Annotated in this window: 23 protein-coding genes; 7 read left to right on the plus strand and 16 right to left on the minus strand. The window is 54.0% G+C overall.

Annotated elements, in window-relative coordinates:
* Nucleotides 1-2: 2 nt before the first annotated feature.
* The 5 genes from CJD38_RS12980 to CJD38_RS13000 all read right to left on the minus strand — a co-directional run bounded on the left by CJD38_RS12980 (nt 3) and on the right by CJD38_RS13000 (nt 4,125).
* The gene (locus CJD38_RS12980; protein WP_107940799.1) at nt 3-1,259 is read right to left on the minus strand and encodes a cytochrome P450; all 1,257 of its coding nucleotides are present in this window, start codon (nt 1,257-1,259) and stop codon (nt 3-5) included.
* Between the two features lie 29 nt (nt 1,260-1,288).
* Nucleotides 1,289-2,047 (minus strand): coniferyl-alcohol dehydrogenase, encoded by a 759-nt coding sequence (locus CJD38_RS12985; RefSeq protein WP_107940800.1) that lies wholly within the window; start codon nt 2,045-2,047, stop codon nt 1,289-1,291.
* 118 nt (nt 2,048-2,165) lie between these two features.
* On the minus strand, nt 2,166-2,360 hold the full coding sequence (locus CJD38_RS12990) for a ferredoxin (RefSeq protein WP_107940801.1): 195 nt from the start codon (nt 2,358-2,360) through the stop codon (nt 2,166-2,168).
* 246 nt (nt 2,361-2,606) lie between these two features.
* Nucleotides 2,607-3,332: an SDR family NAD(P)-dependent oxidoreductase gene (locus tag CJD38_RS12995; protein ID WP_206362994.1), complete on the minus strand. Its 726-nt coding sequence runs from the start codon at nt 3,330-3,332 to the stop codon at nt 2,607-2,609.
* Nucleotides 3,333-3,444: 112 nt separating this feature from the next.
* Complete coding sequence (locus CJD38_RS13000) at nt 3,445-4,125, minus strand: SDR family NAD(P)-dependent oxidoreductase (RefSeq protein ID WP_107940803.1); 681 nt, start codon at nt 4,123-4,125, stop codon at nt 3,445-3,447.
* Between the two features lie 137 nt (nt 4,126-4,262).
* Here CJD38_RS13000 and CJD38_RS13005 point away from each other — a divergent pair, with 137 nt between their 5' ends.
* On the plus strand, nt 4,263-5,741 hold the full coding sequence (locus tag CJD38_RS13005; RefSeq protein ID WP_107940804.1) for a class I adenylate-forming enzyme family protein: 1,479 nt from the start codon (nt 4,263-4,265) through the stop codon (nt 5,739-5,741).
* Here the strand turns inward: CJD38_RS13005 and CJD38_RS13010 are convergent.
* Both CJD38_RS13010 and CJD38_RS13015 read right to left on the minus strand, forming a co-directional pair.
* On the minus strand, nt 5,721-7,016 hold the full coding sequence (locus CJD38_RS13010; RefSeq protein WP_107941129.1) for a hypothetical protein: 1,296 nt from the start codon (nt 7,014-7,016) through the stop codon (nt 5,721-5,723). The genes CJD38_RS13005 and CJD38_RS13010 overlap by 21 nt on opposite strands.
* 10 nt (nt 7,017-7,026) lie before the next feature.
* Nucleotides 7,027-7,806 carry an SDR family NAD(P)-dependent oxidoreductase gene (locus CJD38_RS13015; RefSeq protein ID WP_107940805.1) on the minus strand — a complete coding sequence of 260 codons (780 nt, stop codon included), beginning with the start codon at nt 7,804-7,806 and terminating at the stop codon, nt 7,027-7,029.
* Between the two features lie 162 nt (nt 7,807-7,968).
* On the opposite strand from CJD38_RS13015, the gene CJD38_RS13020 reads away from it, so the two are divergent.
* Nucleotides 7,969-9,183, plus strand: a complete 1,215-nt coding sequence (locus CJD38_RS13020) for a CaiB/BaiF CoA transferase family protein (protein WP_107941130.1) — start codon at nt 7,969-7,971, stop codon at nt 9,181-9,183.
* A 62-nt stretch (nt 9,184-9,245) separates the two neighbouring features.
* Here CJD38_RS13020 and CJD38_RS13025 read toward each other — a convergent pair whose 3' ends face one another.
* From CJD38_RS13025 to CJD38_RS13050, 6 genes are all read right to left on the minus strand, one after another.
* A complete protein-coding gene (locus tag CJD38_RS13025) occupies nt 9,246-9,962 on the minus strand; it encodes a TetR/AcrR family transcriptional regulator (RefSeq protein WP_206362996.1) in 717 nt (238 codons plus the stop codon).
* 129 nt (nt 9,963-10,091) lie between these two features.
* A complete protein-coding gene (locus tag CJD38_RS13030) occupies nt 10,092-10,835 on the minus strand; it encodes a 2-oxo acid dehydrogenase subunit E2 (RefSeq protein ID WP_206362997.1) in 744 nt (247 codons plus the stop codon).
* A 29-nt stretch (nt 10,836-10,864) separates the two neighbouring features.
* Nucleotides 10,865-12,118 (minus strand): acetyl-CoA C-acetyltransferase, encoded by a 1,254-nt coding sequence (locus CJD38_RS13035; protein ID WP_107940807.1) that lies wholly within the window; start codon nt 12,116-12,118, stop codon nt 10,865-10,867.
* Between the two features lie 102 nt (nt 12,119-12,220).
* Nucleotides 12,221-13,894 carry an MFS transporter gene (locus CJD38_RS13040; protein ID WP_107940808.1) on the minus strand — a complete coding sequence of 558 codons (1,674 nt, stop codon included), beginning with the start codon at nt 13,892-13,894 and terminating at the stop codon, nt 12,221-12,223.
* Nucleotides 13,887-14,795: an alpha/beta fold hydrolase gene (locus CJD38_RS13045; RefSeq protein ID WP_107940809.1), complete on the minus strand. Its 909-nt coding sequence runs from the start codon at nt 14,793-14,795 to the stop codon at nt 13,887-13,889. The genes CJD38_RS13040 and CJD38_RS13045 overlap by 8 nt, the downstream gene beginning before the upstream one ends.
* Before the next feature lie 71 nt (nt 14,796-14,866).
* A complete protein-coding gene (locus tag CJD38_RS13050; protein ID WP_107940810.1) occupies nt 14,867-16,390 on the minus strand; it encodes a CoA-acylating methylmalonate-semialdehyde dehydrogenase in 1,524 nt (507 codons plus the stop codon).
* Nucleotides 16,391-16,590: 200 nt separating this feature from the next.
* On the opposite strand from CJD38_RS13050, the gene CJD38_RS13055 reads away from it, so the two are divergent.
* A complete protein-coding gene (locus CJD38_RS13055) occupies nt 16,591-17,514 on the plus strand; it encodes an oxidoreductase (RefSeq protein WP_107940811.1) in 924 nt (307 codons plus the stop codon).
* Here the strand turns inward: CJD38_RS13055 and CJD38_RS13060 are convergent.
* Entirely contained in the window at nt 17,506-18,225 is a 720-nt protein-coding gene (locus CJD38_RS13060) for a DUF2889 domain-containing protein (RefSeq protein WP_107941132.1), read from the minus strand. The two genes, CJD38_RS13055 and CJD38_RS13060, sit on opposite strands and share 9 nt — an antisense overlap.
* A 152-nt stretch (nt 18,226-18,377) precedes the next feature.
* On the opposite strand from CJD38_RS13060, the gene CJD38_RS13065 reads away from it, so the two are divergent.
* From CJD38_RS13065 to CJD38_RS13080, 4 genes are read left to right on the plus strand one after another with little or no spacing between them, the layout of a single operon-like run.
* Nucleotides 18,378-19,142: a hypothetical protein gene (locus CJD38_RS13065; RefSeq protein ID WP_107940812.1), complete on the plus strand. Its 765-nt coding sequence runs from the start codon at nt 18,378-18,380 to the stop codon at nt 19,140-19,142.
* Nucleotides 19,143-19,154: 12 nt separating this feature from the next.
* Nucleotides 19,155-19,892, plus strand: coding sequence for an SDR family oxidoreductase (locus tag CJD38_RS13070; RefSeq protein ID WP_107940813.1), 738 nt, complete (start codon nt 19,155-19,157; stop codon nt 19,890-19,892).
* Between the two features lie 2 nt (nt 19,893-19,894).
* Nucleotides 19,895-21,547 (plus strand): FAD-binding protein, encoded by a 1,653-nt coding sequence (locus CJD38_RS13075; RefSeq protein ID WP_107940814.1) that lies wholly within the window; start codon nt 19,895-19,897, stop codon nt 21,545-21,547.
* 14 nt (nt 21,548-21,561) lie between these two features.
* Nucleotides 21,562-23,028 (plus strand): aldehyde dehydrogenase family protein, encoded by a 1,467-nt coding sequence (locus CJD38_RS13080; protein WP_107940815.1) that lies wholly within the window; start codon nt 21,562-21,564, stop codon nt 23,026-23,028.
* 165 nt (nt 23,029-23,193) lie between these two features.
* On the opposite strand, the gene CJD38_RS13085 is transcribed toward CJD38_RS13080, so the two are convergent.
* Entirely contained in the window at nt 23,194-23,433 is a 240-nt protein-coding gene (locus CJD38_RS13085; RefSeq protein WP_107940816.1) for a hypothetical protein, read from the minus strand.
* A 65-nt stretch (nt 23,434-23,498) separates the two neighbouring features.
* Nucleotides 23,499-24,506, minus strand: a complete 1,008-nt coding sequence (locus CJD38_RS13090) for an AraC family transcriptional regulator (RefSeq protein ID WP_107940817.1) — start codon at nt 24,504-24,506, stop codon at nt 23,499-23,501.
* Nucleotides 24,507-24,580: the final 74 nt, after the last annotated feature.

The raw sequence follows: 24,580 nt of genomic DNA on the forward strand, positions 1-24,580 counted from the left end.
AATTAATTCCAGCGCAACCAAACCGCATCGGGACCGACCACATGACCGCCGTGATAAGTCACAGGCTTGTCCGGGTCGAGACGGAATTCAGGAACACGGGCCAGCAATTCTTCATAAACAATCTGCAGCTCAAGGCGCGCAAGGTGCGAGCCGAGGCAGCGATGAGGACCAACACCGAACGCAATGTGAACACTGTTCTGGCGCTGAAGATCGTAACGCTCTGCTTCAGGATATTCCGAAGAATCAAGATCTGCCGCAGGCAGGAACAACATCACGCGGTCATTCGTCTTCATCTCCACACCTTGGAAGTTCAGGTCTTTGGCGATGCGACGAAGCGGCACGGTGAAGGTATAGCGGCGCAGTAATTCTTCTGACGCGCCATGGATCTTTTCTGGATTTGCACGCAGTTCGCGCTGCAAGTCCGGATTCTTGGCTAGATGCAGAACGCCGTGACTGATGCCGTTTACAACCGTATCGAGTCCGGCGGTGAACAACACTACACAGTAATTTTCCAAATCTGCCAGCGTTGTAGGTTTGCCGTTAATCTCGGACTGCCACAGCATGCTGATCAAATCGTCCTGAGGATTTTCCTTACGCTCGAGAACGGTCTCGCGCATGATCGAAGTCAGCTTGAGCATACGAGCCACGATCGCACGCGGATCGTGATTCTGGTTGCCTTCCATATGTTCTTTAACCAGCGTGCGATATTCCTGCTGACGTTCTAGCGGCAAGCCGAACATCTTCAAGAAAATCTGCACCGGCATGGGCTCAGCAACTTCATCAACAAAGTTGCCGCCACCCTTGGCTTTCATCTTCTCAATCAGATCAACCGCCAACTCGCGGATGCTCTTCTGCAAGCCCAGCATTGCCTTAGGCGAAAACGCGCGCTGCAAGGGCATGCGATATGCGGTGTGATCAGGCGGATCAATCGTGATTGGCAATGGCTGCGGAATATGCGGCGAGCCCGGAGGCATCTTCGCCATCATTGCCTTGATCATCGCTTGCGGAACGATCTCGCTGGAGAAACCTTCGGTATCGCGTGAAGCATGAAAGTTTGCAGAGTGAGTCATCAGCATCCAATGGCCGCCATTGCGCGGTGTCCAGAAGATGGGCGGCGCATTCTTGACCAGATCAAGAATGCGCTTGTGCGGATCAGCCACATACGCTGCATCACCAAACATGTCGAAATCGTACGTTACGGCATCCGTCACATGGGCCGGGCGCTGGGCAACGGGACTGTTTGTTGAAACATCGTTCATAAGGAATTCCCTAAATGCGTCTTATATTTTTACGAAGCGTTTGACATCAAGGTGCGCAGATCAATCTGACCCGTTGCAACGCCACCAAGGAAGCCGCCATCAACAGCGAGTGCAACACCATTGATGTAGCTCGCCTTCGGACTGTTGAGGAACAGCAAAGGACCGGCTTGTTCATCTGGCGTCGAGCGGCGATTGATCGGCTGCATGGCCGCGTCGAGCACTGAAGCCTTGGTGGCTTGTTCGAAGTGGCTCATCATCGGCGTCTGGGTAGGGCCAGGCATCGTGCAGTTGATGCGGATGCCGCGCTTGATCAAGCGCGAGGACATCAGCATCGTCCAAACAATGATCGCTTCTTTAGAGAATGCATAACCTTCAGCAACGGTTTCTGCGTTGTCCTGAACCCATTTCACAACGCCTTCGTAGGTGTCGATCTGCATGAGCTGCATGTGGGTCGGAATGCGACGGCTCCAACCCAAACCACCGTTGGAAGAAATGCTGACGATCGAACCACCTTCCGACATCAAGGGCAGAACCTGTTCCGTGACGCGGCGTGTGCCAGCAAAGTTCACTTTCATCACATCCAACGCGGGTGAAGTCTGTGGCAGGCCAGCGCAGTTGAACAGCGCATCGACCTTGCCGCCAATCTTGGCAACGGCAGCGTCGATGGCAGATGGATCACGCAAGTCCACTTGTGTGAAGGAAGCCAACGCAAGCTTGCTTTCTTTGTAGTCCATGCCATGAACTTCGGCACCCTGCTCTAGCAGCATGCGGGCAGTCGCCTCGCCCATGCCTGAAAAGCAGCCGCTCACGATTACGCGCTTATTTTTATATCCTAAAAAGTCCACTGCACTTTCTCCTCAATTAGCAGTTCAAAGCATTGCAGCCATACGTGGGCTACCGTTTAGTTCAATCTTCAACAACGATGATAATTCGCTCTGGGCAAGCTCGCGCACCACGACGAGCCAAGGCCTCCATGCCTGGGGGCACATCAATTTCGGTGACAGCGATATAGCCGTCTTCATCCAGCGGAAACAGTTCTGGAGACACTGCAGCGCAGCGTGCATTGCCAACGCAGGATGCCTTGTCAATTTTGATTTTCATGTCCTACTCCTCACGCACCGTCTGCGTACAAATTCAGTTGGATAGACCTAACGCCCCATCCATTTCTATGCCGCCCTGAAGACGGTCTTTTTAGCGGCTTTCTTTATCGCACAAATATTATTAACAATCAACAGTGCTGTTCATTATAAATATTGCAGAAATCCGTCCGTCCGCGGCCAACCCGAAGGCGCTCAAACTAGGATTTAATGAACAGCTGAATACGGATCGTGCGAAAACCGATCAAATTCACAGAGCTGCAAGAGGACGCAGGATGATGTCCTCTAATACCGTCCGACGAGAACGCTGATAAGCGTCAACAAAAACATCAGCAACATCTTCCGCTGACATCAATGTTTTGACATCGACGCCGGAACCTTCCCACGACGGCGATTCCGTTCCACCGGGATAAACACAGCAAACGCGAATTCCACGGCCAGCCACTTCAGCGCGCAGCGCTTTAGAAAAACCTGCAACGCCATGCTTGGCAGCGCAGTACGCTGCGTTATTGGCCAAGCCAACAAGTCCTGATGTCGATGACATCAGAAATACATCGCCACTCCCCCGCTCCAACATTGGCGGCAGAAACGCACGAGTGACAGCAAACATATTGATGAGATTGTCTTGTAGCACCTGCGCAAAGTCGCTCACGGACATTTCGTGCGCCGCACCACCACGCCAGCGACCGGCGTTGTTGATGAGCACATCGACGTGGCCAAACGTTTTGTGCACTTCTGCGGCTAGGCATTCAACCTGAGCGTTGTCGTTGAGGTCAGTCGGAAAGATTTCCGCTGTAGCGCCAATAGCTCGGCACTTTTGAGCAACCGAAGACAATCGCTCAGCGTTAGTCGCTACCAGCGCGAGTTGAACGCCTGAAACGCGACTCGCAAAGCGCTCCGCAATCGCTGCACCAATGCCCTGAGATGCGCCAGTAACCACTACGACAGGCTTAGATTGATGCGAAGCGTTTGTCACGATTAAGCCACCAGAGTTTTTAGCGCGATTGTTCATTGATCCGCGCTGCGGGATCAGGCCGCATTTTATGCGTCCACGATCACCTTGTCTCAGCTATTTTCAGCGCTAAAGCCTAAACGCGGCCAGTCACAGGAATCAACGCGCCAGTAATTGCGCGCGCACGATCACTCAGCAGAAACACAATGACATCGGCCAGCGCCTGGGGCGTAACCCAGCGCGAATAATCTGCATCTGGCATATCAGCGCGATTGACTGGCGTATCAATAATGCTTGGAAGCACCGCATTGACCGTGGTATCGCCTGCCTTGAGTTCTTCAGCAAGTGCTTCAGTCAGCCTCGCAATGCCTGACTTGGACGCCGCATAGGCGCCCATTCCAGCCGCCGCCTTCACCGCCCCTGCAGCGCCGATGTTAACGATACGACCACCGCTCTTCGGAAAGTGTGGCAATGCGGCTTGGCAAGCATTAACCGCCGTTCTTATATTCATTTGGTAAAGGCGATCCCATGTTTCGATGGAACCATCGGCCAAGGTTTCCCAAGAGAAGCCGCCCGCGACATTGACCAAGGCATCAATGCGGCCATGCTTATTTGCCAGACTCGCGAATGCATCACGCGTTGCCTGTGAATTGCCAAGATCCAATGCAGGCGCAACCTGCACACCAGCGAGCTTCGCGCCTTCAACTCGATCCACGGCGATCACCGTAGCGCCCAAGTACGCAGCCGCTTCAGCCACAGCTTTTCCCAGCGTGCCTAGTGCGCCAGTAATGACAACGACTTTACCTTTCAACTCCATGGATCTCACTCGCTATTTCCTTCTGAAAATGTCTGCGTTTTCAGAATCAAAGTATTGATGTAAACTCTTATCAACAACGCTGTTGATTATCAATATTCGATGGGTAAAAGTAAAGCTGGCCCTAGCCAGTACAACCTATGAATGAACTCAGCCAATTAACTAAGAATGCCTTGGCGCGAGCGCCATCACGGCCTGCGATTGAATTCGAGGGACGCTGGTTCAGTTGGGGCGAACTACGACATATCTCTGATCGCATTCGCGCTCTCTTGAACGACTGCCGCATCCCTGCCGATACAGCCGTCACTTTAATTCCGCGCAATCGTCCATCTGCCATCGCCGCCCTACTCGGACTCATTGCACAAAGTCGCAACGTGCGAATGATCTATGCCTTTCAGTCCGACAATGCGATGGCTCGCGATATCGAGCGGCTCAATCCTGCCGCTGTCATTGGCGCAGCAGAAGACTTTTCAGGGCCTGTCATCACTCTTCTAAAAGCACGCGGCATCGTTGGCATTGTGCTCACCGAGATGGACGCCACGCTATTGCACGGACCGGCGCGATCAGAGAGTCACTCGACACCTAGCGCTCATGCTCCCGCTCAAATTGAAATTTTGACCAGCGGAACGACGGGGCCTCCCAAACAATTTGCCATCAGCTATGCACTGATTGCCAAACACTACCTCGGAACTCAGGCACTCACGAACGATGACGACGAGAAGTTCTTAGCTGCAACGCCGACACTTCTGTTCTTCCCTTTGGGAAACATCTCTGGAATTTATTCCAGCTTGCCCGTTTTACTCAGAGGACAACGTGCCGTATTGCTAGAGCGCTTCAGCGTTGCCGGATGGCATGACCACTTGCTGCGCTATCGTCCGGAAATCAGTGGACTGCCACCTGCTGGCGTACAGATGATTCTGGACGCAGATATTCCGCCTGCGGATCTGGCCTGCATCACGCGCATGGGAACAGGCGCAGCGCCACTAGACCCAACCGTTCATCGCGCATTTGAAGAACGTTACGGCATTCCTATTTTGCTTTCCTATGGCGCCACTGAATTTGGCGGCCCCGTCACTGCAATGACGCTCGACCTGCATCGCGTCTGGGGACAGAAAAAACTTGGCAGTGTCGGACGCGCGCTACCCGGCGCTCAGTTACGCATTGTTGATCCCGATAGCGGAACCGTTCTGCCGGCGGGACAAGAGGGCTTGCTGGAAGTAATTTCTCCTCGCATCGGGCCAGATTGGATTCGCACCTCTGACATTGCACTGATCGACGAAGACGGATTCATGTTCCACCGCGGTCGTGCCGATGGCGCGATCGTGCGTGGTGGCTTCAAACTACTGCCAGAAGCCATTGAGCGTGCATTGCTCGAACACATTGCGGTTTCTGCGGCAGCTGTTATTGGAGTTGTGGATCAACGTCTCGGACAGGTTCCTGCGGCAGCGATTCAGTTCAAGCCTGATGTCACAAGCCCAACCATTGCTGAACTCGAAGCGCACTTACGCGATCGCGTCTACGCAACGCACATCCCAGTTCAATGGCGTTTTGTGAAGGAACTCCCCAGAACGCCGACGCTAAAAGTCGACAGGCGAGCTCTAAAAAACTTGTTCGACTAAGTTGTCGAGCAGCTTTCCAAAGTCCCGCTTCTGCCACAGATTAAGAACATTGCTCATCATCTGAAGCTGCACTCGCGCAGTTTCGTTCGATCTAAATTTCGGATCGAAACGATCTTTGATCGAAGCGAGATCAGGAATCTGTTTCTCGATTAACGCTGGCGCATCCATCAGCCAAGCCAAACCCATCAAGGCCACGAATAACAGTAGATGTGTTTTGAGTTCTTCAACATCTAGTGTCGGCCCGCCGCAGCGATGGAATTCATCTGCGAAGTGCACTAACAGCTCCTCCAGATGCCGATCCCATAGCTCAACTTCTGCTGCGCTCAAAGCACCGAAGAGTGCGTGGGCAACGCTCATTTGCCCGACGCGACCCCAGTCAATTAAACCGCAATGAAGTTCACCCTGCCCGTCGCGCCAGAACCATGCGTTATCAACATTGGCATTCCAATGGCAAAGCGCGATGAACTCTGGATTGCTGTAGAGAAACCGCTTTATTGTGAGTTCGTGTTCAATGAAACGTGGAATGTCTTTCTTCAACTGCTCGATGAAGGTCGGCGTGATGACATTCGCAGGAAAGAGTTGCGGATATTTTGTGGAGAATTCTGCATAGCGAGCGACGCGATTCAGCAATTGCTGTTCGGTGTACCGGATTCGGTCATTGGCAGACGCCGCAGCCGCATCAAACGGAAACAATGCCGAAACGTTGCTAGCAAGACGACCCGCCTTATGAGTGCCGGCAAGCCCGGCAACAGCTTTGAGTAACGCCTTGTAATGCGCCAAGGGATCGGTCATTTCTGCATCTAGGCACTTTTCGCATAAAGGCTCGATATTGCCTTTACCAAATGCAATACGTTCAGTGATCAAAATGCCGGTACCAGACTCGCTGTTGTAATCTGCATATAGACAGCTCGGTACTGACAATGGGAAACCTTCAGTACGAGACAACAACGCCAAGCGCACTTCTGCATCCAACTGATTCTTCGCACGATCACGAATCACATCGTCGAAATCACGCGAGAACTTAACGAATAACTGCGTGGGCAACTCAACATCCGGCTTAGCGTACTCAAGCGAGAGAAACCGTTTCCGCCCTGTACTGCCACCGTGACATTCTTCAAATTGAGTAATTCGCACGACCTGATTATCCGAAGCCAGCGCCCCTGAAGCACGAAACGCTTTAGTGAGATATTCGACACCGCCTTCACGCAAGGCTTCGCTGCACGCAGGAATTAAAATGCCCAGTGAGTCACCTTGAACCCACTGGGCATTGCTCATCTTTTTTGACTCAGCGCGGCTGCATTCTGATTGCGCCATCAAGACGTAGCGTCTCACCGTTGAGATATCCGTTGCGAATGACTTCAAGAGTCAAACTAGCGTATTCGTCAGCATGGCCAAGACGGGGCGGAAACGGAACCATCTTACCCAAGGCATCAAGCATTTCTGGCGTCGCACGCGCCATTGCTGGCGTTGCAAAGATGCCTGGCTGAATCGTGTTGACACGAATACCTTCACGAGAGAGATCGCGAGCAATCGTCAACGTCATACCGACAATCGCAGCCTTCGCCGCTGAGTAGGCAGCTTGGCCCATCTGCCCTTCAGTCGCAGCAGCAGAAGCGGTGTTAACCAGAACGCCACGCTCACCATTCAGAGGCTCCAGCGTCATCATGCCCGCCGCTGCGCGCGTGATGCAACGGAAAGTACCCACCGTGTTGAGCTTCAGCACCCATTCGAATTTATCGCTGGGGAAAATATTGATTTCGCCTGTCGTCTTGTCACGACGCGCCGTTGGAATCGCATTGCCACCACCCGCACAACAGATCAGCGCACGCTCCTGCCCCTGCGCAGCACGCGCTTTTGCGAACGCTGCATCAACGCTTTCATCGGACAGCACATCGCACTGACAAAAGATTGCGCCGGTTTCAGCCGCCATCTTTTCACCGATCTCTTGATTGAGATCAAAGATCGCAACCTTGGCTCCAGCCGCTCTCAGTGCTTTGACTGTGGCAAGTCCCAGACCCGAAGCGCCACCAGTAACCACCGCAGCAAGTGAGGAGTCGATTTTCATTTTTCTCTCTGTTTCAAAGGTTTGTAATTAGGATTGCGCAGCTATTGCCGCTATAGGCTATTTCTAGCGCACTCCCTGTCTATATGCAACAATGTTGTTTATTAATATCATATCGTCCTATCGAAGACGATGCGAAGAGGAGATCTCAAAATGGCACAAGTGATGAAAGGCGTGCGCGTACTCGAATTGGCGCAATTCACGTTCGTCCCTGCTGCTGGCGCCATCCTTGCTGACTGGGGCGCTGACGTCATCAAGATCGAACATCCCAAGCGCGGCGACACACAGCGCGGCTTCGTCAACATTGGTGGCATCAAGGTCAATCCGAATCGCAGCCCGTTCATGGAACACCCTAACCGCGGCAAGCGCAGCGTTGGCATCGATATCTCTACCGCAGAAGGCATGGCCGTCATTTATGAATTGGCTAAAACTGCGGATGTTTTTTTGACCAATTACCTGCCGAGCCAACGGCAGAAGATGAAGTTCGACATCGAACACATTCGCGCATTCAATCCAAAGATCATCTATGCGCGCGGCAGCGCCTATGGCGACAAAGGCCCGGACCGTGACGTTGGCGGCTTCGACGGCACCGCATTCTGGAATCGTAGCGGTATCGCCCACAGCATGACGCCAGAAGAATTGCCGGGCCCGTTGGCACAGGGCATTCCAGCTTTCGGCGATTCAATTGGTGGAATGAACATCGCTGGCGGCATTTCCGCAGCACTGTTTCATCGTGAACGCACAGGCGAAGCTATCGAGCTTGATGTCTCACTGCTGAGCACTGCTTGGTGGGCATCAGGCATCTCAATCGACATGGGCATTGATTGCGGCCAGATGATGCGTAACCGCATGCCGGGCTCTGGCGGCAATCCGGGCAATCCATTCATGGGCAACTACCGAACGTCTGACGGTGGCACGATCAACATGTGCACGCTAACACCCGGCCCGCACATCAAGAGTTTCTTCACTCACATCGGCCATCCGGAGTGCGTGCAGGATGAACGTTTTTCAACAGCCGAAGCGCTGATGAAAAACTGGCAGCCCGCCAGCGAAATCATCAAGGAAGCGTTTGCACAGAAGGACTTCAAGTACTGGCGCAAACAGCTGTCGACTTACAGCGGCCAGTGGGCACCGGTTCAAACTCTGATCGACATTGCGACCGACGAGCAGGCCCTAGCCAACGACATGCTGTTCGAAGTCGAAGCCTCAGATGGCGGCGCGCCGATCAAGGTGGTTCGCGGCCCCGTGCAGTTTAATCATGAACCTGTAAAAACCACGCGTGCCCCACAAGCCTCCGAGCACACCGAAATCGTGCTGATGGAATTAGGCATTGAGTGGGATCGCATTGAAAAGCTGAAAGAACTCGGCGCAATCGCCTAAATATATAGGCCAATAAAAAAGCCCTCGCTGCCTACGCAACGAGGGCTTTTCTTTCGAATGAACTACTTGGCTTTCTTGCGAGCAGCGGCCACTTTTACGCCAGAGTCGGCAGTGATCTGTGCAGCCAGGTCCGGGAATTTCTCTGGGCGCATGGTTCCAAACAAGCTTAGACGCAGCATTTCCTTTGAGAAACGACGCGCCATTTCCTGACGCTCTTTTGTAGTGCGCGTATGAGCACGCGTAAAGATTGGCCAGAGGAATGCACTCATCAGCATGATCACCGAATGAACTTCGGCATCAATACCAGGTTGCGCTAATTCTGACTTGGAGAATTTCTCAAACTGCGTGCGATACAGGTTCCAGAAACTATCGTTTGATGGACGCGTAGAGCTCATAACCTCAAACAGCCAGACGCGGCCAAGCTCGGGGTTCTCCATCGCAAACTCAGCCATCTGTGTCGCGACATGCATCGGATCAACTTGTTTGACGTTGTTGAAATCCAAGCCGCCAAAAACCGCTGTACGCATACGCTCGCTAACCCATGCTGTCGTGGCATCAAGCAGTTGTTCACGAGTAGGAAAATGCTGGTAAGCGGTACCGCGATTAACTCCGGCAAGCTGGGCCACTTGCGAAACACTGAGGCCTTCAGCGCCGTCTTTCGCCAGCAACTTGCCCGCTGCCTCAAGGATGGCTACGCGCGTACCTTCGGGGTCGCGCTTACGTTTGGCTGGCTTTTTAACCGCAGTTTTAGCCTTATTCAGCATCTTGCTTTGCTCCACGTGATTTCCGACTTAACCGTACAAACAAATTCACATAACGCTTTTGCTTATCGGCTAAGGCTACATGTCCATATGATAGTCGAAGCTGTCAATCTTCCGCTCGTCGTTTATTAGCTGCAGCCAAGCCAATCACTCAAACTTATATTCAGCGAGCCAATCTGCGATCGAACGAAGGAATCTCGCCGCGTCGGCACCATTGATCACACGATGGTCGTAGCTGAGCGATAGCGGCAGCAATTGGCGTAGCACCGGCTTGCCTTCCGCATCTGGGAGAAAGCGGTCCTGACTACGGCAAATGCCCAGAATGGCGACTTCAGGCGCATTGATAATCGGGCTAAACGAAGTGCCTCCAATGTGTCCCAGCGAGGACAAAGTGAAGCAACCGCCAGACATTTCGGCCAGCGAAAGCCCTTTGGTCTTCGCCTTCTCTGAAATGCTCGCGATCTGGCCACCGACCTGATCAATGCTCTGCGTATCGCAGTCACGGATCACCGGAACCAAGAGACCATTCGGCACATCAACCGCGATGCCGATATGAAAGTACTGCTTGCTGATTAAGGTAGTGCCGTCTGCGCTGAGCGAGCTGTTGAATCTGGGATAACGCTGCAAAGTCGCAACCGATGCCTTGACCAACGCAGAGAGCAAGGAACGCTTCTGCTCAGGATGCGCTGCATTCCATTCTTTGCGGCGAGTTTCAAATGCCGTGATATCAACATCATCGTTATGCGTGACATGTGGAATCAACGCCCAATTTCTATACATGGCGCGAGCAACATATTGCTGAGCACGGCTAACAGGACTGGAAGTGACCGGCCCATAAACAGACAAGTCATCTGCAGGCCAAGGCAACATCGTGATGGTTTTTTCGGTCACCGCACAGACTCCAACATTGTTAGTTTCGCTTACACGCGCTCAATGATGATTGCCGGGGCCATACCGCCCGCAGCGCACATCGTGATCAGTCCACGCTTGAGATTGCGTCTTTCCAGTTCATCAAGAACAGTGCCGATCAATACCGCGCCGGTGGCGCCGATCGGGTGGCCCAACGCAATAGCGCCGCCATTGACATTGACCTTTTCGCGGTCCAAGCCAAGATCACGGATAAACTTTTCCACCACGACAGCAAAGGCCTCGTTGATCTCCCAGAGGTCGATGTCATTAATCGTGAGGCCAGCCTTCGCCAACACTTTCTTCGCAGCAGGTCCCGGAGCATTCAGCATCAGCGTTGGGTCATCACCAATGTTGGCGGTGGCAACGATACGAGCGCGCGCCTTGAGGCCGTGTTTACGTGCGTATTCTTCAGATGCGATCAGCAGTGCTGCCGCACCATCCACGACGCCGGATGAACTGCCCGCGTGATGAAATGCTTCGATCTTAAGATCAGGATAGCGACGATTGATCAGCTTTCTAAACGTCGTGCCATTCGCATCAACGGGCATGTCCGCAATCTGATCGAAACTTGGCTTGAGTGCAGCCAAGTCTGCAGCTGTTGTTTGTGGGCGAGGATATTCGTCCTTCGCAAGAATCACATTGCCTGCATCATCAACAACAGGAACGATGGATTTATCGAAGCGACCTTCTTTAATCGCGACGCCTGCTCGGCGCTGGCTTTCAAGTGAAAAAGCGTCCAGCTCTTCGCGAGTGATGCCTTCCATCGAAGCAATCGCATCGGCGCACACGCCCTGATGCGATTGAGGATGACGTTCAGCAAGACGCTCATTGCCGGAGCCCATCATCAAGGACTTAAGACCGGCCGCTCTTTCTTGCTGCGAGATCGTGGTGATGAGCGACATCATCTCGGTGCCGCCTGCGATGATCAGATCTTCCATGCCTGAACGAATCTGCGCTGCGGCCATGCTCGCTGCGGTGATGCCGCTACCGCAGAAGCGATCCAGCGTTACGCCACTGACGCGAACATCAAAGCCCGCATCGAGTGCAGCCATGCGGCCCATGTCGCCGCCCTGCATGCCCTTCTGCGCGCTGGTTCCCCAGATGACATCGTCGATGTCTTCGGTCTTAAGATTGTTACGCTGTTGTAGCGCCTTGAGCACGGTTGCAGCTAGATGCTGCGGATGCAGATTGACTAGCGCGCCTTTGCCAGGCTTACCGCTTCCGCGCGGCGTACGCACGGCGTCAATGATTAAAGCTTCACCCATGTTCATCTCCTAAAGGCACAGCGCGCAGCGGCATTTTCAGCCCTGAGTATATACGCGCCAGCTGCTCTTAGTCGACAGTGTTGTTTATTATAAATTCGGCCGTCAATGCGGCAGAATATGGATGGATTCGTTGCTGACATCAGGAGAATCGGCACGCCACCTGACCGAACCAAACGGACGCTCCAGCCTGCGGCGCACACGCAAGCTCGCTGTAGCCGAGTCGAACCCCAGATGGAATTCGTTCACGCGGGCCTGCAGCTCTTGATCGCCCTGCGTGTAGCGGCTTCTTTGTCGCAGGTAGTCGCCCCAGGTCGGACAGTGATAGCGCTCGGTCCAAAGCTCCGGATTGGCGATGTCTCGCGATATCGACCATTCGTATGCGCCATTGCGTTTACGCGCACGCTGCAACTTCAGCATTAACTCGTAAAATTGCCGTGCACGCGTAGCGTCCACGCGATAATCAATTTCGATCACGATCGGGCCGCTGCGCGCAGTGATCTGCAAGCCAACTTCAGGCTCATTAGCCAGCTCAACCGACTCAACGTCTTCTCTCGAAATACGTGGCATCGGGAAAAATAAGCCGATTACTGGCGTCACCAATAGTGCGGCACCGGAAGCGATCAGCGCATTGCCAAGACCCCACTCCGCAGTGACATGCCCCCACCACCAAGCCCCAATGGCGATACCGCCCGTCAGAGACGACTGAAACCAAGACAGTGCACGTGCCGCCACCCAGCGTGGCGTCGACAACTGCACACCGACACTCAGCAGCGTAACCAGCAGCATGTAGGCCGCGCCTGCAACCATCAGCAGCACGCAGGTCAGCAATAGACTTTTGCTGAATCCGACAAACAAAATCATCACGCCCGCAACTGCAGCGCAGAGACTCACTGCATGCTCAGCTTTCAAGCGCTCACGCACGGTAGCGACAGCAAATGCCCCAACCACCGCGCCGACGCCACTCGCACCCAATAGCAACCCAAAAATGCTGGCGTTACCGCCCAACTGATCTCGCGCAATCAAAGGCATGAGTGCTGCAGTAGAAGCGCCGGCCAATCCTGTGGCAAAAGCGCGAATCATCACGTTGCGAATCGACGGTGAGTGCTTTGCATATCGCGCACCAGAAACAATGGCGCGATGCATTTGCTCTGGCGGCAATCGTGGCGGCACATGTACGCGCTGCCACATGAAGAACGCGAGCAGCAGCGGCAGATAAAACAAAGCATTGATGGCAAACGCTGCCATTGCTCCGAAGGCCAAAACAACCATACCGCCCAGCGCCGGGCCAAAACTTCGAGCAAGGTTATAGCTCACCGAAGAGAGCGCGACGGCCGCAGGCAATTGCTCGACTTTGACTTGTTCAATGACTGAGGCCTGCCAAGCAGGTCCATACAGCGCAACGCCAGTGCCAATCAGCGAACAAAATATGAGCAGCATCCAAGGTGTCGTCAGCCCCAGTGCAGCAAGCGTCGTCAGCGTTGCAGCAGAAAGCGTGGCAAAGCTAAGACCAATGAGCGCGATTTTGCGTCGATCGAACATGTCTGCAACAGCGCCCGCAGGCACAGCAACGATCATCAGCGGCAACATCAGTGCGGTTTGGACCAAAGCAACCATGCCCACTGACGTGGTGAGCCTCGTCATTTCCCAGGCTGCGCCAACGCCGAGAATCAGCTGACCAAAGTTGGACAGCAAACTGGCCGACCAGATTCTGCGAAACGTCGGTTCACTAAGCGGCTCGAAGGCAGCCCATTTCTGCGCCTTCGTTTCATTAGCCATGAGCGTGGGCCTCTTGGGCTTTATCAGCAGCACGGCTAGCAATCACGCCTGAACTGATTTGTCGATCAATGAAAGAAAGTACGCCATCGTTGAAAGCGTCATTAGCGTCACCCGCCACCATATGGTGAGCATCAGCAATATCAATGAACTCCGCATGAGGAACCATTTCGAGAAACTCACTGACGGACTCTTTGCTCACGATTTCGCTGCGACCACCGCGAATAAGCAAAGTTGGAATGCTGATAGAGCGTGCAGCTTGCTCAAGAACGCTTGCCCTAGCGTTTCGGAAATCAGAATCCGCGCCACGACCCATGTTCAGAAATGCAGGATCCCAGTGCCAGTAGTAGCGACCATTTCGCAGACGCAGATTGCGCTCGAGTCCCTTCGTATCTTTGGGACGTTCACGATGAGGCAGGTAAGCCGAGACTGCATCAGCCGCATCATCAAGCGAGGCAAAACCATCGGGTGCGCTGCCCATAAAGGCAACGACCTCTTTCGCGCCACCTTCCTCAACGCGGTGCGTAATATCAACGAGCACCAAGGCACGCACTGAGGCTATTTTTTCAGCAACGATAAGCATGCTGGCGAGGCCGCCCAAGGAAGCCCCCACCAAAACCACCTCGCCACCGATTTGATCGACAACCTGACGAAGATCTGCCGCAAAGATTTTGAGGTCGTACTTGCCGTCGGGTGACCATGCGCTATCACCATGACCACGCATGTCGAGTGCAATGCCGCGTAATCCGCGACGACCCGTCTCTTGCAATGCACGTCGCCAGCTCTGACGAGACTGCCCGCTGCCGTGCAGAAAAAGTACGCGCGCAGCATCCGCTGGCCCTACCGCATCTGCAATCAGCTCAAGGTCGGACACCTTGAAATTCAGTCGATCAACACCTTGCATTCATCATCTCCCTGGAAGCAGGTGTAGCGTACTGCAATCGACTCAAGCAGCGGAACGAGCCGCCGCAAGAATTACTTCATCGTTGGCATTGAAAACTCAGCGCGTTGTTCGGTTTCACGTGGCCAACGTTGGGTGACGGCCTTCTGGCGCGTATAGAAACGCACGCCCTCACGGCCATAGACGTGATGATCGCCAAACAGCGAATTACGCCAGCCACCGAAACTGTGGAAGGCCATTGGCACGGGCAACGGCACATTTACACCCACCATGCCGACTTCAATGCCCGATGTGAATGCGCGCGCAGCGTTACCGCTACGGGTGAAGATGGCCGTACCGTTCGCGAACGGATGGGCGTTGATCAGTTTTATTGCGGCGTCCAAATCAGGGACGCGCATGATGCCTAATACAGGCCCGAAGATTTCTTCCTTGTAAATCTTCATGTCGGTGCTGACTTTGTCGAACAGCGAACCGCCGAGGAAGAAACCGCCGGGCGTACCCGCATAACCGGGGCGACCATCCAAAAGTAACTTAGCGCCTTCGCTCACGCCAGACTCGATGTAATCGCAAACTCGTGAACGATGCTCGCCGGTAATCAGCGGGCCCATTTCCGTGGCGTTATCGGTAGGCAGCCCCACTTTCAACGCCTTCACTCTCGGAGCCAGCTTCGCAATCAACTGATCCGCACATTCATCACCCACTGCAACAGCAATCGAGATCGCCATGCAGCGCTCGCCGGCCGAGCCGTAAGCGGCGCCAAGCAAAGCTTCAACAACATCATCAATGTCCGCGTCGGGCATGATCACCATGTGATTCTTTGCGCCGCCCAGCGCTTGCACGCGCTTGCCATTCAATGTGCCTTCGCGATGAACGTGACGCGCAACTGGCGTCGAGCCTACAAAACTGACTGCAGAAATATCTGGGTGATGAAGCAGACCATCAACCGCTTCGCGATCGCCATGCAAAACGTTAAATACGCCATCGGGCAATCCCGCTTCCTTCAGCAACTTGGCGAGAAGGATTGCAGCGGATGGATCGCGCTCAGACGGTTTCAGGACAAATGTGTTGCCGCATGCAAGCGCCACTGGAATCATCCACAGCGGAACCATGACTGGAAAATTAAACGGTGTAATACCCGCTACGACGCCCAAAGGCTGACGCAGGCTGAACGCATCGACGCCCGTGCCGACGTTTTCGCTGTGCTCGCCTTTGAGCAAATCAGGAATGCCGCAGGCGAACTCGACCACTTCCAAACCACGAACGACTTCACCACGAGCATCGCTCAGCGTTTTGCCGTGCTCGCTAGAAATAATCGCAGCCAGTTCGTCTGTGTGTGCTTCCAGCAACTGACGGAACTTGAACATGACGCGCGCACGGCGCAGTGGAGGTGTAGCCGCCCAAGCTGGCAAGGCTGCCTTAGCATTAGCGACGCAGTCATCAAGTTCTTGGCTCGAAGCAAAGGGAACACGCGCCGACACAGCACCCGTGCTGGGGTTATAAACATCGCCCACACGCGACAGCGAACCGACGACGGTTTTACCGCCAACCCAATGAGGAATCGTGGCGAGTGCTTGCTGAGCTTGTGCGGATGCAGACATGGGAGACCTTCGATTTTTATTGAGCAGTAATTGTGAGAAATTGGGACAGACGACCATGCAGATAGCACAAGCCGATTCGGTGAGCCCCGACGATCCGCCTAAGCTAAATCCGCAGCCACTATAAGTCAACAGTGTTGTTGACTGAATAAGACACACATGGGATCGTATTGCGCACTTAAAAGAATGATCGGAAATCACTTGTGAATTGGACAACCAGCGACATCCCCGACCTCAGCGGCAAAGTGGCACTAGTCACCGGCGGCAATAGTGGCATTGGCTACTGGACCTGCTTGCATCTGGCACGAATGGGCGCCCATGTTGTCCTTGCTTGCCGCTCCATGCCACGAGCGCAGTCTGCGGTGGCTGATTTGCTAAAAGCCGTACCCAACGGTCGGTTTGAAATTCTGCCGCTCGATCTGAGTGATCTAGCCTCCGTGCGTACTGCTGCTGCCACCTTCCGCTCGAAGCATGATCGGCTGGATATGCTTTGTAATAACGCTGGCATTGCACTATCACCGATGGAGCGGACCAAAGACGGATTCGAATCACAACTCGCCGCCAACTTTCTTGGACACTTCGCACTCACTGGATTGCTGATTGATGTCATCCGCGCAACGCCAAACAGTCGCGTCGCACATGTGGGCAGCCTTGCACATCGTCTCGGCAAGCTTGATTTTGAAGATCCGAATTTCCAGCGCCGTAAATACTCACCGTTGAGCGCTTACGGTCAAAGCAAGCTCTCCAATGTCATTTTCATGCTGGAACTTCAGCGACGCTTTGAGCGCTCAAATATCAATTCGATCAGCGTCGGCGCTCACCCCGGCATGTCGGGCACTAACATCGGAGCAGCGCTCGTTGAAAATGCTTCGCCGCTTAAGAAAAGAATAAATGCATGGATTGAAGCGAAAATTCTCAACTCTCCAGAACGTGCAGCGGCCCCAACGCTTCTTGCAGTGACGCGACCTGGAGTCACAGGTGGAAGTTACTTTGGTCCTAGCGGATTTATGGAAATCAAAGGATCGCCCACTCCTGCCCGTCTTGCTGCTGCTTCACAGAACGAGTCAGATGCAAGTCGCTTGTGGGCACTCGCTGAACAGTTAACTGGCGTTAGTTTTCTAAACTGATCCTTGCGATTGAAGCGGCTGTTGCGTGCCGTCACTAAAGTCACGCACGTCAACAATGCGTTGCGCCTCAACAGCGCGCGCGGGCTGGAATGTGTAGCAGTTCGCGGGCATGCGACTAGCGTCCGACTGCTTCTCCATTGGGATCATCCGTCCGTGCGCAAGCACAGCACCCCAACGCAATAGTCTTGCTGGCTCCTGCAACGCAGGATCAAGACTTTCGATCCAAGGATTCAACGTCCAAACAGTGAGTCCAGCCATTTCACTTGGCTCGACGATGTTGCCATCCAACTCTTTCCAAGCAAGAACGGCGACACCGTTGCGCCGCAGTTCAGCACTACGACGCCCTTCGATGGGATCAGAAACAAGAATGTCGTAGACCAGCACTTCTTTATTTAATGCATGCGCGGCACACAGCAAGGCCAGATCATAAAGATGCGTGCAGTTGGTCTTCTTGTCTGCGCGTTTGGCAAACGCAAGTAGCGGCACACCGGTAAAGGTCTGTTCAATCTGTGCAGGCGCACCCGGGCACGTCGTCCACGGCGCACGCGTAAGGTCTGCATGAATGCGCGTTGCAACAATCCCGTCGTGATGAACCGTGACACTCATGCAGTGATAGTCATCTTCCACTTGACTGAGCACGCACTCAGGTGTCGGCGTAATGCGAAAACGCCTCCGAAATCCGGGTAATTGATCGACAGAATCAACCTGCATCGCCTTCATCCTCAATTCATCAACATGTCTACATCGGCAATAGCTTTGTCGCCACCAATTATTAGCGGTCTCGCACCTTGACTTAATAGACAACGTTGATGATTATAACTTCTTACTAATCTCGCGCCAAAAAAAGCATCAGCAGACCAAGCATGTCTCACTACACAACCATTCACCTGCATAACGTTCCTGCTGGCCGCGAGGCTGAATATGCAACGTGGTTTGACGGCCCTCATCGCGCTACGCTCGCCAATCTCAAAGTCTATAAAGCAGCTGAGCGCTATGAAGTAACGCCGCAGCAAATCATGCCGGACATTCCGCAGCCATGGCGTTATATAAGCGTTTACGAATTTGAATCGCTGAGCCCTGCTGTCGACGTTCCTGCACTTGGCCCGTTGATCGCAGATGCACGTAAATCAGGGCTCATTGCTGACGATGAGACCGAGCGCCTTTATAGCTACCGCATGTTTGCGGATTGGAAAAACAGCCCCAATCGCCAGATGTCCGAGCCTCTGTCAGGCATCAGCATCATCCTTGCCAATTACGTACCGGGCCGCAAAGACGAATACGAAACTTGGTACGAGAACATTCATAGCGTCGAAGTCATCAACGTGCCCGGCCATGTCGCGATGAAGCGTGGAGAGTTGTCGAAAATCCAGATTGATCCAAGCCACTACTGCCCGGGCGACCAGTTCGTGTTGTGCGCACAGCAAACGGAAGATCTGTTGTTCACGCTCAAGGACTTCAGCGCCCGCGCCCGTGGCGCCAGCCCGAGTGGCGTCGCCATGCTGCCGCGCTCCGCCGCCGCTTCTACCGCACGTACCGTTCACTACTTCAAAAAAATCAGTGGAACGACCTTCTGGAATAAAGGCATTGCCTACGCCGGAGATTTATCCGTGTATCCAGGCCAAAGCTGATCGGAGCAAATCTTGTCAAAAGTTATTGTCATCACTGGTGCAGGTGTGGGTCTTGGACGCGCGCTCGCACGACGATTCGCTAGCGAGGGCGATTCCGTCGTTCTTCTGGGGCGCACGCCTTCCAAGGTTGAAGTAGCAGCCGCCGAGATCGGAGCACAAGCCACAGCGATCGGCTGCGATGTGTCGTCACCCGATTCTGTTCGCGAAGCTTTTGCACAGATCGCCAAAAAACATCCGCGCATCGACGTGCTGATCAATAACGCTGCAGTCTTCGAACCCTTCCTGATTGCCGAAGCCACTGACGATCAGATCGTCAACACCGTCAATACAAATCTGACTGGCGCAATGCTGTGCGTACGCTCTGCGATTCCGTTGATGGGTGCAGGCAGCCACATCATCAACGTCAGCAGCGAATCGGTTGGCATGCGCTTCCCTCACCTCGTCGCGTATCAAACCTCAAAGGCAGGTTTGGAACGTTTCTCCGAAGGCTTGCATCACGAACTGGAGCCCAATGGCATTCGCGTGACCAGTGTTCGCGCCGGGCAAATGTTTGAAGAAGGCAAAACCTGGGACGTTTCTCCGGAAGCGCGCATGTGCTTCGGCAAAGCCGCGATAGAAGCTGGCGTCAATCTTCGCGAACGTCCGATCTCGCAGTTCACCTCAGTGACCAACGCCTTCCGCGCACTGATCGATATGCCACCTGACCTGCACACAATTCATATGTCGCTGTCAGCTCGGAAATCCAGCTAACCATGAGCGAAACATTCGATTTTATTGTGATTGGCAGCGGCGGCGGCTCCATGTGCGCTGCGCTGCAGATGCGTGCGGCTGGCAAGAGCGTGCTGATTCTGGAAAAGACTGACCTCGTCGGCGGAACCACCGCAGCCTCCGGCGGCGTGATGTGGATTCCAAATAATCGCTTTATGAAAAGCGAAGGCATTGAAGATAGCGCGGAAAAAGCGAACGCCTATCTGGATGCAGTTGTTGGCGACAGCAAAGACGCTGCTGGCGCAAGCCGCGAACGCCGACTGGCTTATGTCGAACAAGCGCCGGAGATGATCAACTTCCTCGTTGATCAAGGCATCCAGCTTCGTCGCATTCCTTCATGGCCTGATTACTACGATGTGGCGGGCGCATCTGTTCCCGGCCGCGCTGTGGTTTCGCAGTTGTTCGATATCAAGAAACTGGGCGTGTGGAAAGAAAAGCTACGTCCGGGCTTCCTTCCTCTGCCAGCGAATCTTGATGAAGCCATGCAACTGCCACTCATTAAGCGCAGCGGCAAGGCAAAGAAAGTACTTGCTCGCATCATCGGCCGCGTACTCGTCGACAAAATCACCGGCAAGCAGCGCGCTACGGCAGGGCAAGCCTTGCAAGGGCAAATGCTCCATGCCGCACTGAAGGCTGGCGTTGGAATTCGCCTGAATGCTGCAGTCAAAGAAATCATTGTTGAGAATGACCGCGTTACCGGTGTGATCGTGGGCGTTCAAAAAATCAGCGCGCGCCTTGGTGTATTAATCAATGCCGGTGGCTTCGCACGCAATCAGCGCATGCTGGATCAATACATTCCCGGCACGTCTGCTGATTGGTCGAGCACCATCGATGCCGATACCGGCGAGATGATTGAAGAAGGCCAGCGCATTGGCGCTGCGACCGCTCAAATGGCTGAACGCATCGGCATGCAGATCTCATTGCCGCCCGGCAGCAAGTCACTGGCTGTGAAGCCGGGCATGCAGAACGACATCTGCAAACCTCATGCGATTGTGGTTGACCAGACTGGTGTGCGTTACGCAGGCGAAGCCTGCTCACATGCCGAGTTCAGCCAACGCATGATCGAGCGCAACAAGATTGCACCCGCCTCGCCAAGCTGGATGATTTTCGATAGTCAGTATCTGGCGACCTACATGCTGGCCGGCACTATGCCAGGCGCGAAGAAACCAAAGTCTTGGACTGAGGAACACTTTCTGCGCAGCGGTGACACCGTTGAAGCACTGGCTGCATCTTGCGGCCTCGATGCTTCAACGCTCAAAGCCAGTGTCGAACGCTTCAACGGCTTTTCACGCAAAGGTCGCGATGAAGACTTCCAGCGCGGCGATCACCCTTACGACCAATGGACGGGCGATCCGCTCAGCACGCCATCCAATACGCTCGGCACGATAGAAAAAGCCCCCTTCTTCGCCGTGCAGATTTTGCCGGGCGATGTTGGCACTTATGGCGGCCTCGTCACCGATACACATGCGCGTGTATTGCGTGCAGACGGCTCCGTGATTGAAGGCCTCTATGCAACGGGCACTTCCACCGCATCTGTCATGGGCCGCGTTGAACCCGGCCCTGGCGGCAGCATCGGCCCCTCATTTACTTGGGGTTATGTCGCCGCCAAACATGCAATCAACAATGTTAAAAATTAAACGAGGAGAATGAGATGGTGACGCTTCCTGAAGGCAAGTTGTACATTGACGGCAAGCTGCGCAGCGCAGCAGGCGGCAAGACCTACGACAACATCGGCCCTTGGACCGGTGAAGTGATTGGGCAAGCTGCTGACGCATCTGCCGATGATGTTAACGAAGCCATCGCTGCTGCACGACGCGCCTTCGACAACACCGACTGGTCAACCAACCGCGCCATGCGCTACGAGTTGATGAAGAAGTATCGCGATCTGCTTTATGCAAACCGCGAGAAGCTCGTGCACATCGCTCGACATGAAGTGGGCTCTGCGATTGGCGCAGCTTTCCGCGCACAGATTGATGGTGCACTCAGCGGTGCTGACAGACTCATCGAATGCTTCGACCAAGTTCATTGGGAAGAAGACCTTGGCATCCGCAACGAAAATGGCTACGACACCAAGCGCCTCGTGATTCACGAAGCCGTTGGTGTTGTTGGCGCGATCACGCCTTGGAACGTGCCGCTCTACGTTAACGTCGGCAAGGTTGTTGCCGCATTGCTCGCGGGTTGCACCGTCATCCTCAAGCCAGCACCAGATACGCCATTGATGGGCGCAATCATGGGCGAGCTCGCTGCTGAAGCGGGCTTCCCTGCTGGCGTGTTCAATGTCGTCACCTCCGGCCACGCAGCAATGGCGGGTGAGATGCTCACCACCGATCCTCGCGTTGATCTGATTTCCTTCACGGGTTCTACCGCTGTGGGCAAGCTGATCATGCAGAACGGCGCTTCAACGCTGAAGCGCGTGTTCCTTGAACTCGGCGGCAAGTCTGCTTTCATCGTTCTTGAAGACGCACCCAATTTCCCCATGACGGTCATGGGTTCGATGGTGGTATTCCACGCTGGACAAGGTTGTGCTTACCCGACTCGCTTGCTCGTTCCGAAGAGCCGCTACGATGAAGCCGTGAAAGCACTAGAGATGGCCTACGCAGGCTTCTCGACCAAGTGGGGCCTGTTTGATGAACCGACCTGCATCATGGGCCCGGTGATCTCCAAGCGTCAGCTTGATCGCGTGATGAGCTACGTCGAAATTGGCCAGAAAGAAGGCGCTCGCCTGCTCGCTGGCGGCAAGGTGCGTCCAGATAAGGGCGGCGGTTTCTTTGTTGAACCGACCTGCTTCGTCGACGTGCGTAACGACATGCGCATCGCGCAGGAAGAAATCTTTGGCCCCGTATTGGTTGTGATTCCTTACGAAGATGAAGCCGATGCCATCCGCATTGCCAACGACAGCGTCTACGGTCTTGGCGGCGCAGTGTTTGGCCCGACGGAAAGTGCAGTACGCGTATGCCGCGCCATCCGCGCGGGTGCGCTCAGCGTCAACGGTGGTGTCAGCATCACCGGCGACCTGCCCTTCGGCGGCTACAAGCAGAGCGGTATGGGCCGTGAATGGGGCCGCGAAGGTATTGAAGAGTTTTTGGAAACGAAAGCTATCGGCATCCGCGCATCCTGATCATTCAGCACCGCAAACAAAGAAGGCGCCTAAATGGCGCCTTCTTTGTTTCTGCTCAAGCGTAAATGCTTAGGCTGGGCTGAGTGTTAACGAAACCCAGCACTTCAATCTGCAAGCATGTCGCTGGGTTTCGCTTTTCTTCAACCCAGCCTACATTGCTGTGAATTAAGCCAGCGCTTGCTCATCGCTAACAATCGGTCGACTGGCGCGGGTGGCACGCAGTCGCTTGTTCGGCTCACCCGGATCAACGATTTCAATGTAGTCCGCATGCACTGCAACGATCTGCGCAGCGAAGGGAAAGTCTCCCAACTTCGGAACACGATAGCTCACGGTATCGCCGACCTTATACGTGGCGGGATCAAAATTAAACTCGAAAGGGCACTTCCCATCGCCTGCACCGATCATCTCAAGACTCCTACGTAAAACATTGTTATTTACAAACTCTCGCGCAATTGTTTAGCGATATGTTGTTAGTGTCGCGAATCGCCGCCGTCGACAACCAGTGTTGATGTCAATTCTACACCCGCGTCTGCTCTGTACTTGCGTGGGCTCACTTTAAATTCGCGCTTAAAGATGCGGCTGAAATGCGCCGGATTTTTAAAGCCGATGCGGTACGCAATTTCACTAATAGTTGATTTGCCGTGTGCAGAATCCGCTAACCACTGTCTCGCCATCTGCAAACGTTTATTCCAAAGCAACATCGAGAACGGCGAGCCTTGGCGCTTGAGCAGCAATGACAAATAGCGTGGAGAGATGCCGCAGCCTTCAGCAACGTAAGCAACACTGAGTTTTGAATCCGACAGATGCGTTTCGATAAAGCGCAACACGTCTTGCAAGCGTTTATCAGCCAAGCCCTGACGTTCCGGTGCAACCGTACCGTGATCCTTAATTGCGTCGACAATTACTGATAGCGCAGATTCAACCAACTGCTCTGCCACTTGGCCATCGATCTCATCCTGATCTTCAAAAAGATCAGAGAGGATACGTTCAGCAAGTGCAAATTTTCGCCCGCCCGCAGGTACGCAAAAACCGACTTTGATGTCGTCTCGCAAGACTCGCCGCAGCATCTGCATCGGCACTGTCAGATGCAGCAACTCTGATACACCGTCTTCCCCAGGCTGGCTATCAACCGAGAAAGGCGTAATCGATTTGGTGATGACGAAATCGCCTGTGTTAGCGATGGTGTCACCGAGTTGGTGCGAGATAGACACTCGCCCACGCTTCACAAAGCATAGCGTCGCGACATCGGTTCCATCGTTACGAATATGGTCCCAAGTACGGCGAAAGAGTTGGCGGGTGCGTGAGCGCAAGCGAATGATCGAGCAGAACCCAATCGTTCTGCGATCAGCTCGAACATCAATCACCGAGCCGGGCTCAATCGAATAATCGCCTGTGTAGTACTCGCTGTTCCGTGGACCACGGAAGGAGTCTTGGCAATTTTGATAGTTTCGTTTATCGAATGCGAACAACGTTTCCATTGATATCTCCTAATTAGCTATTGGGAGTGTCCCCTCCCATGTCACTTACCCTGAATTTTGGGCATACCGTAGGC

Source organism: Stenotrophobium rhamnosiphilum, assembly GCF_003052265.1.
Taxonomy (GTDB): Bacteria; Pseudomonadota; Gammaproteobacteria; order Nevskiales; family Nevskiaceae; genus Stenotrophobium; species Stenotrophobium rhamnosiphilum.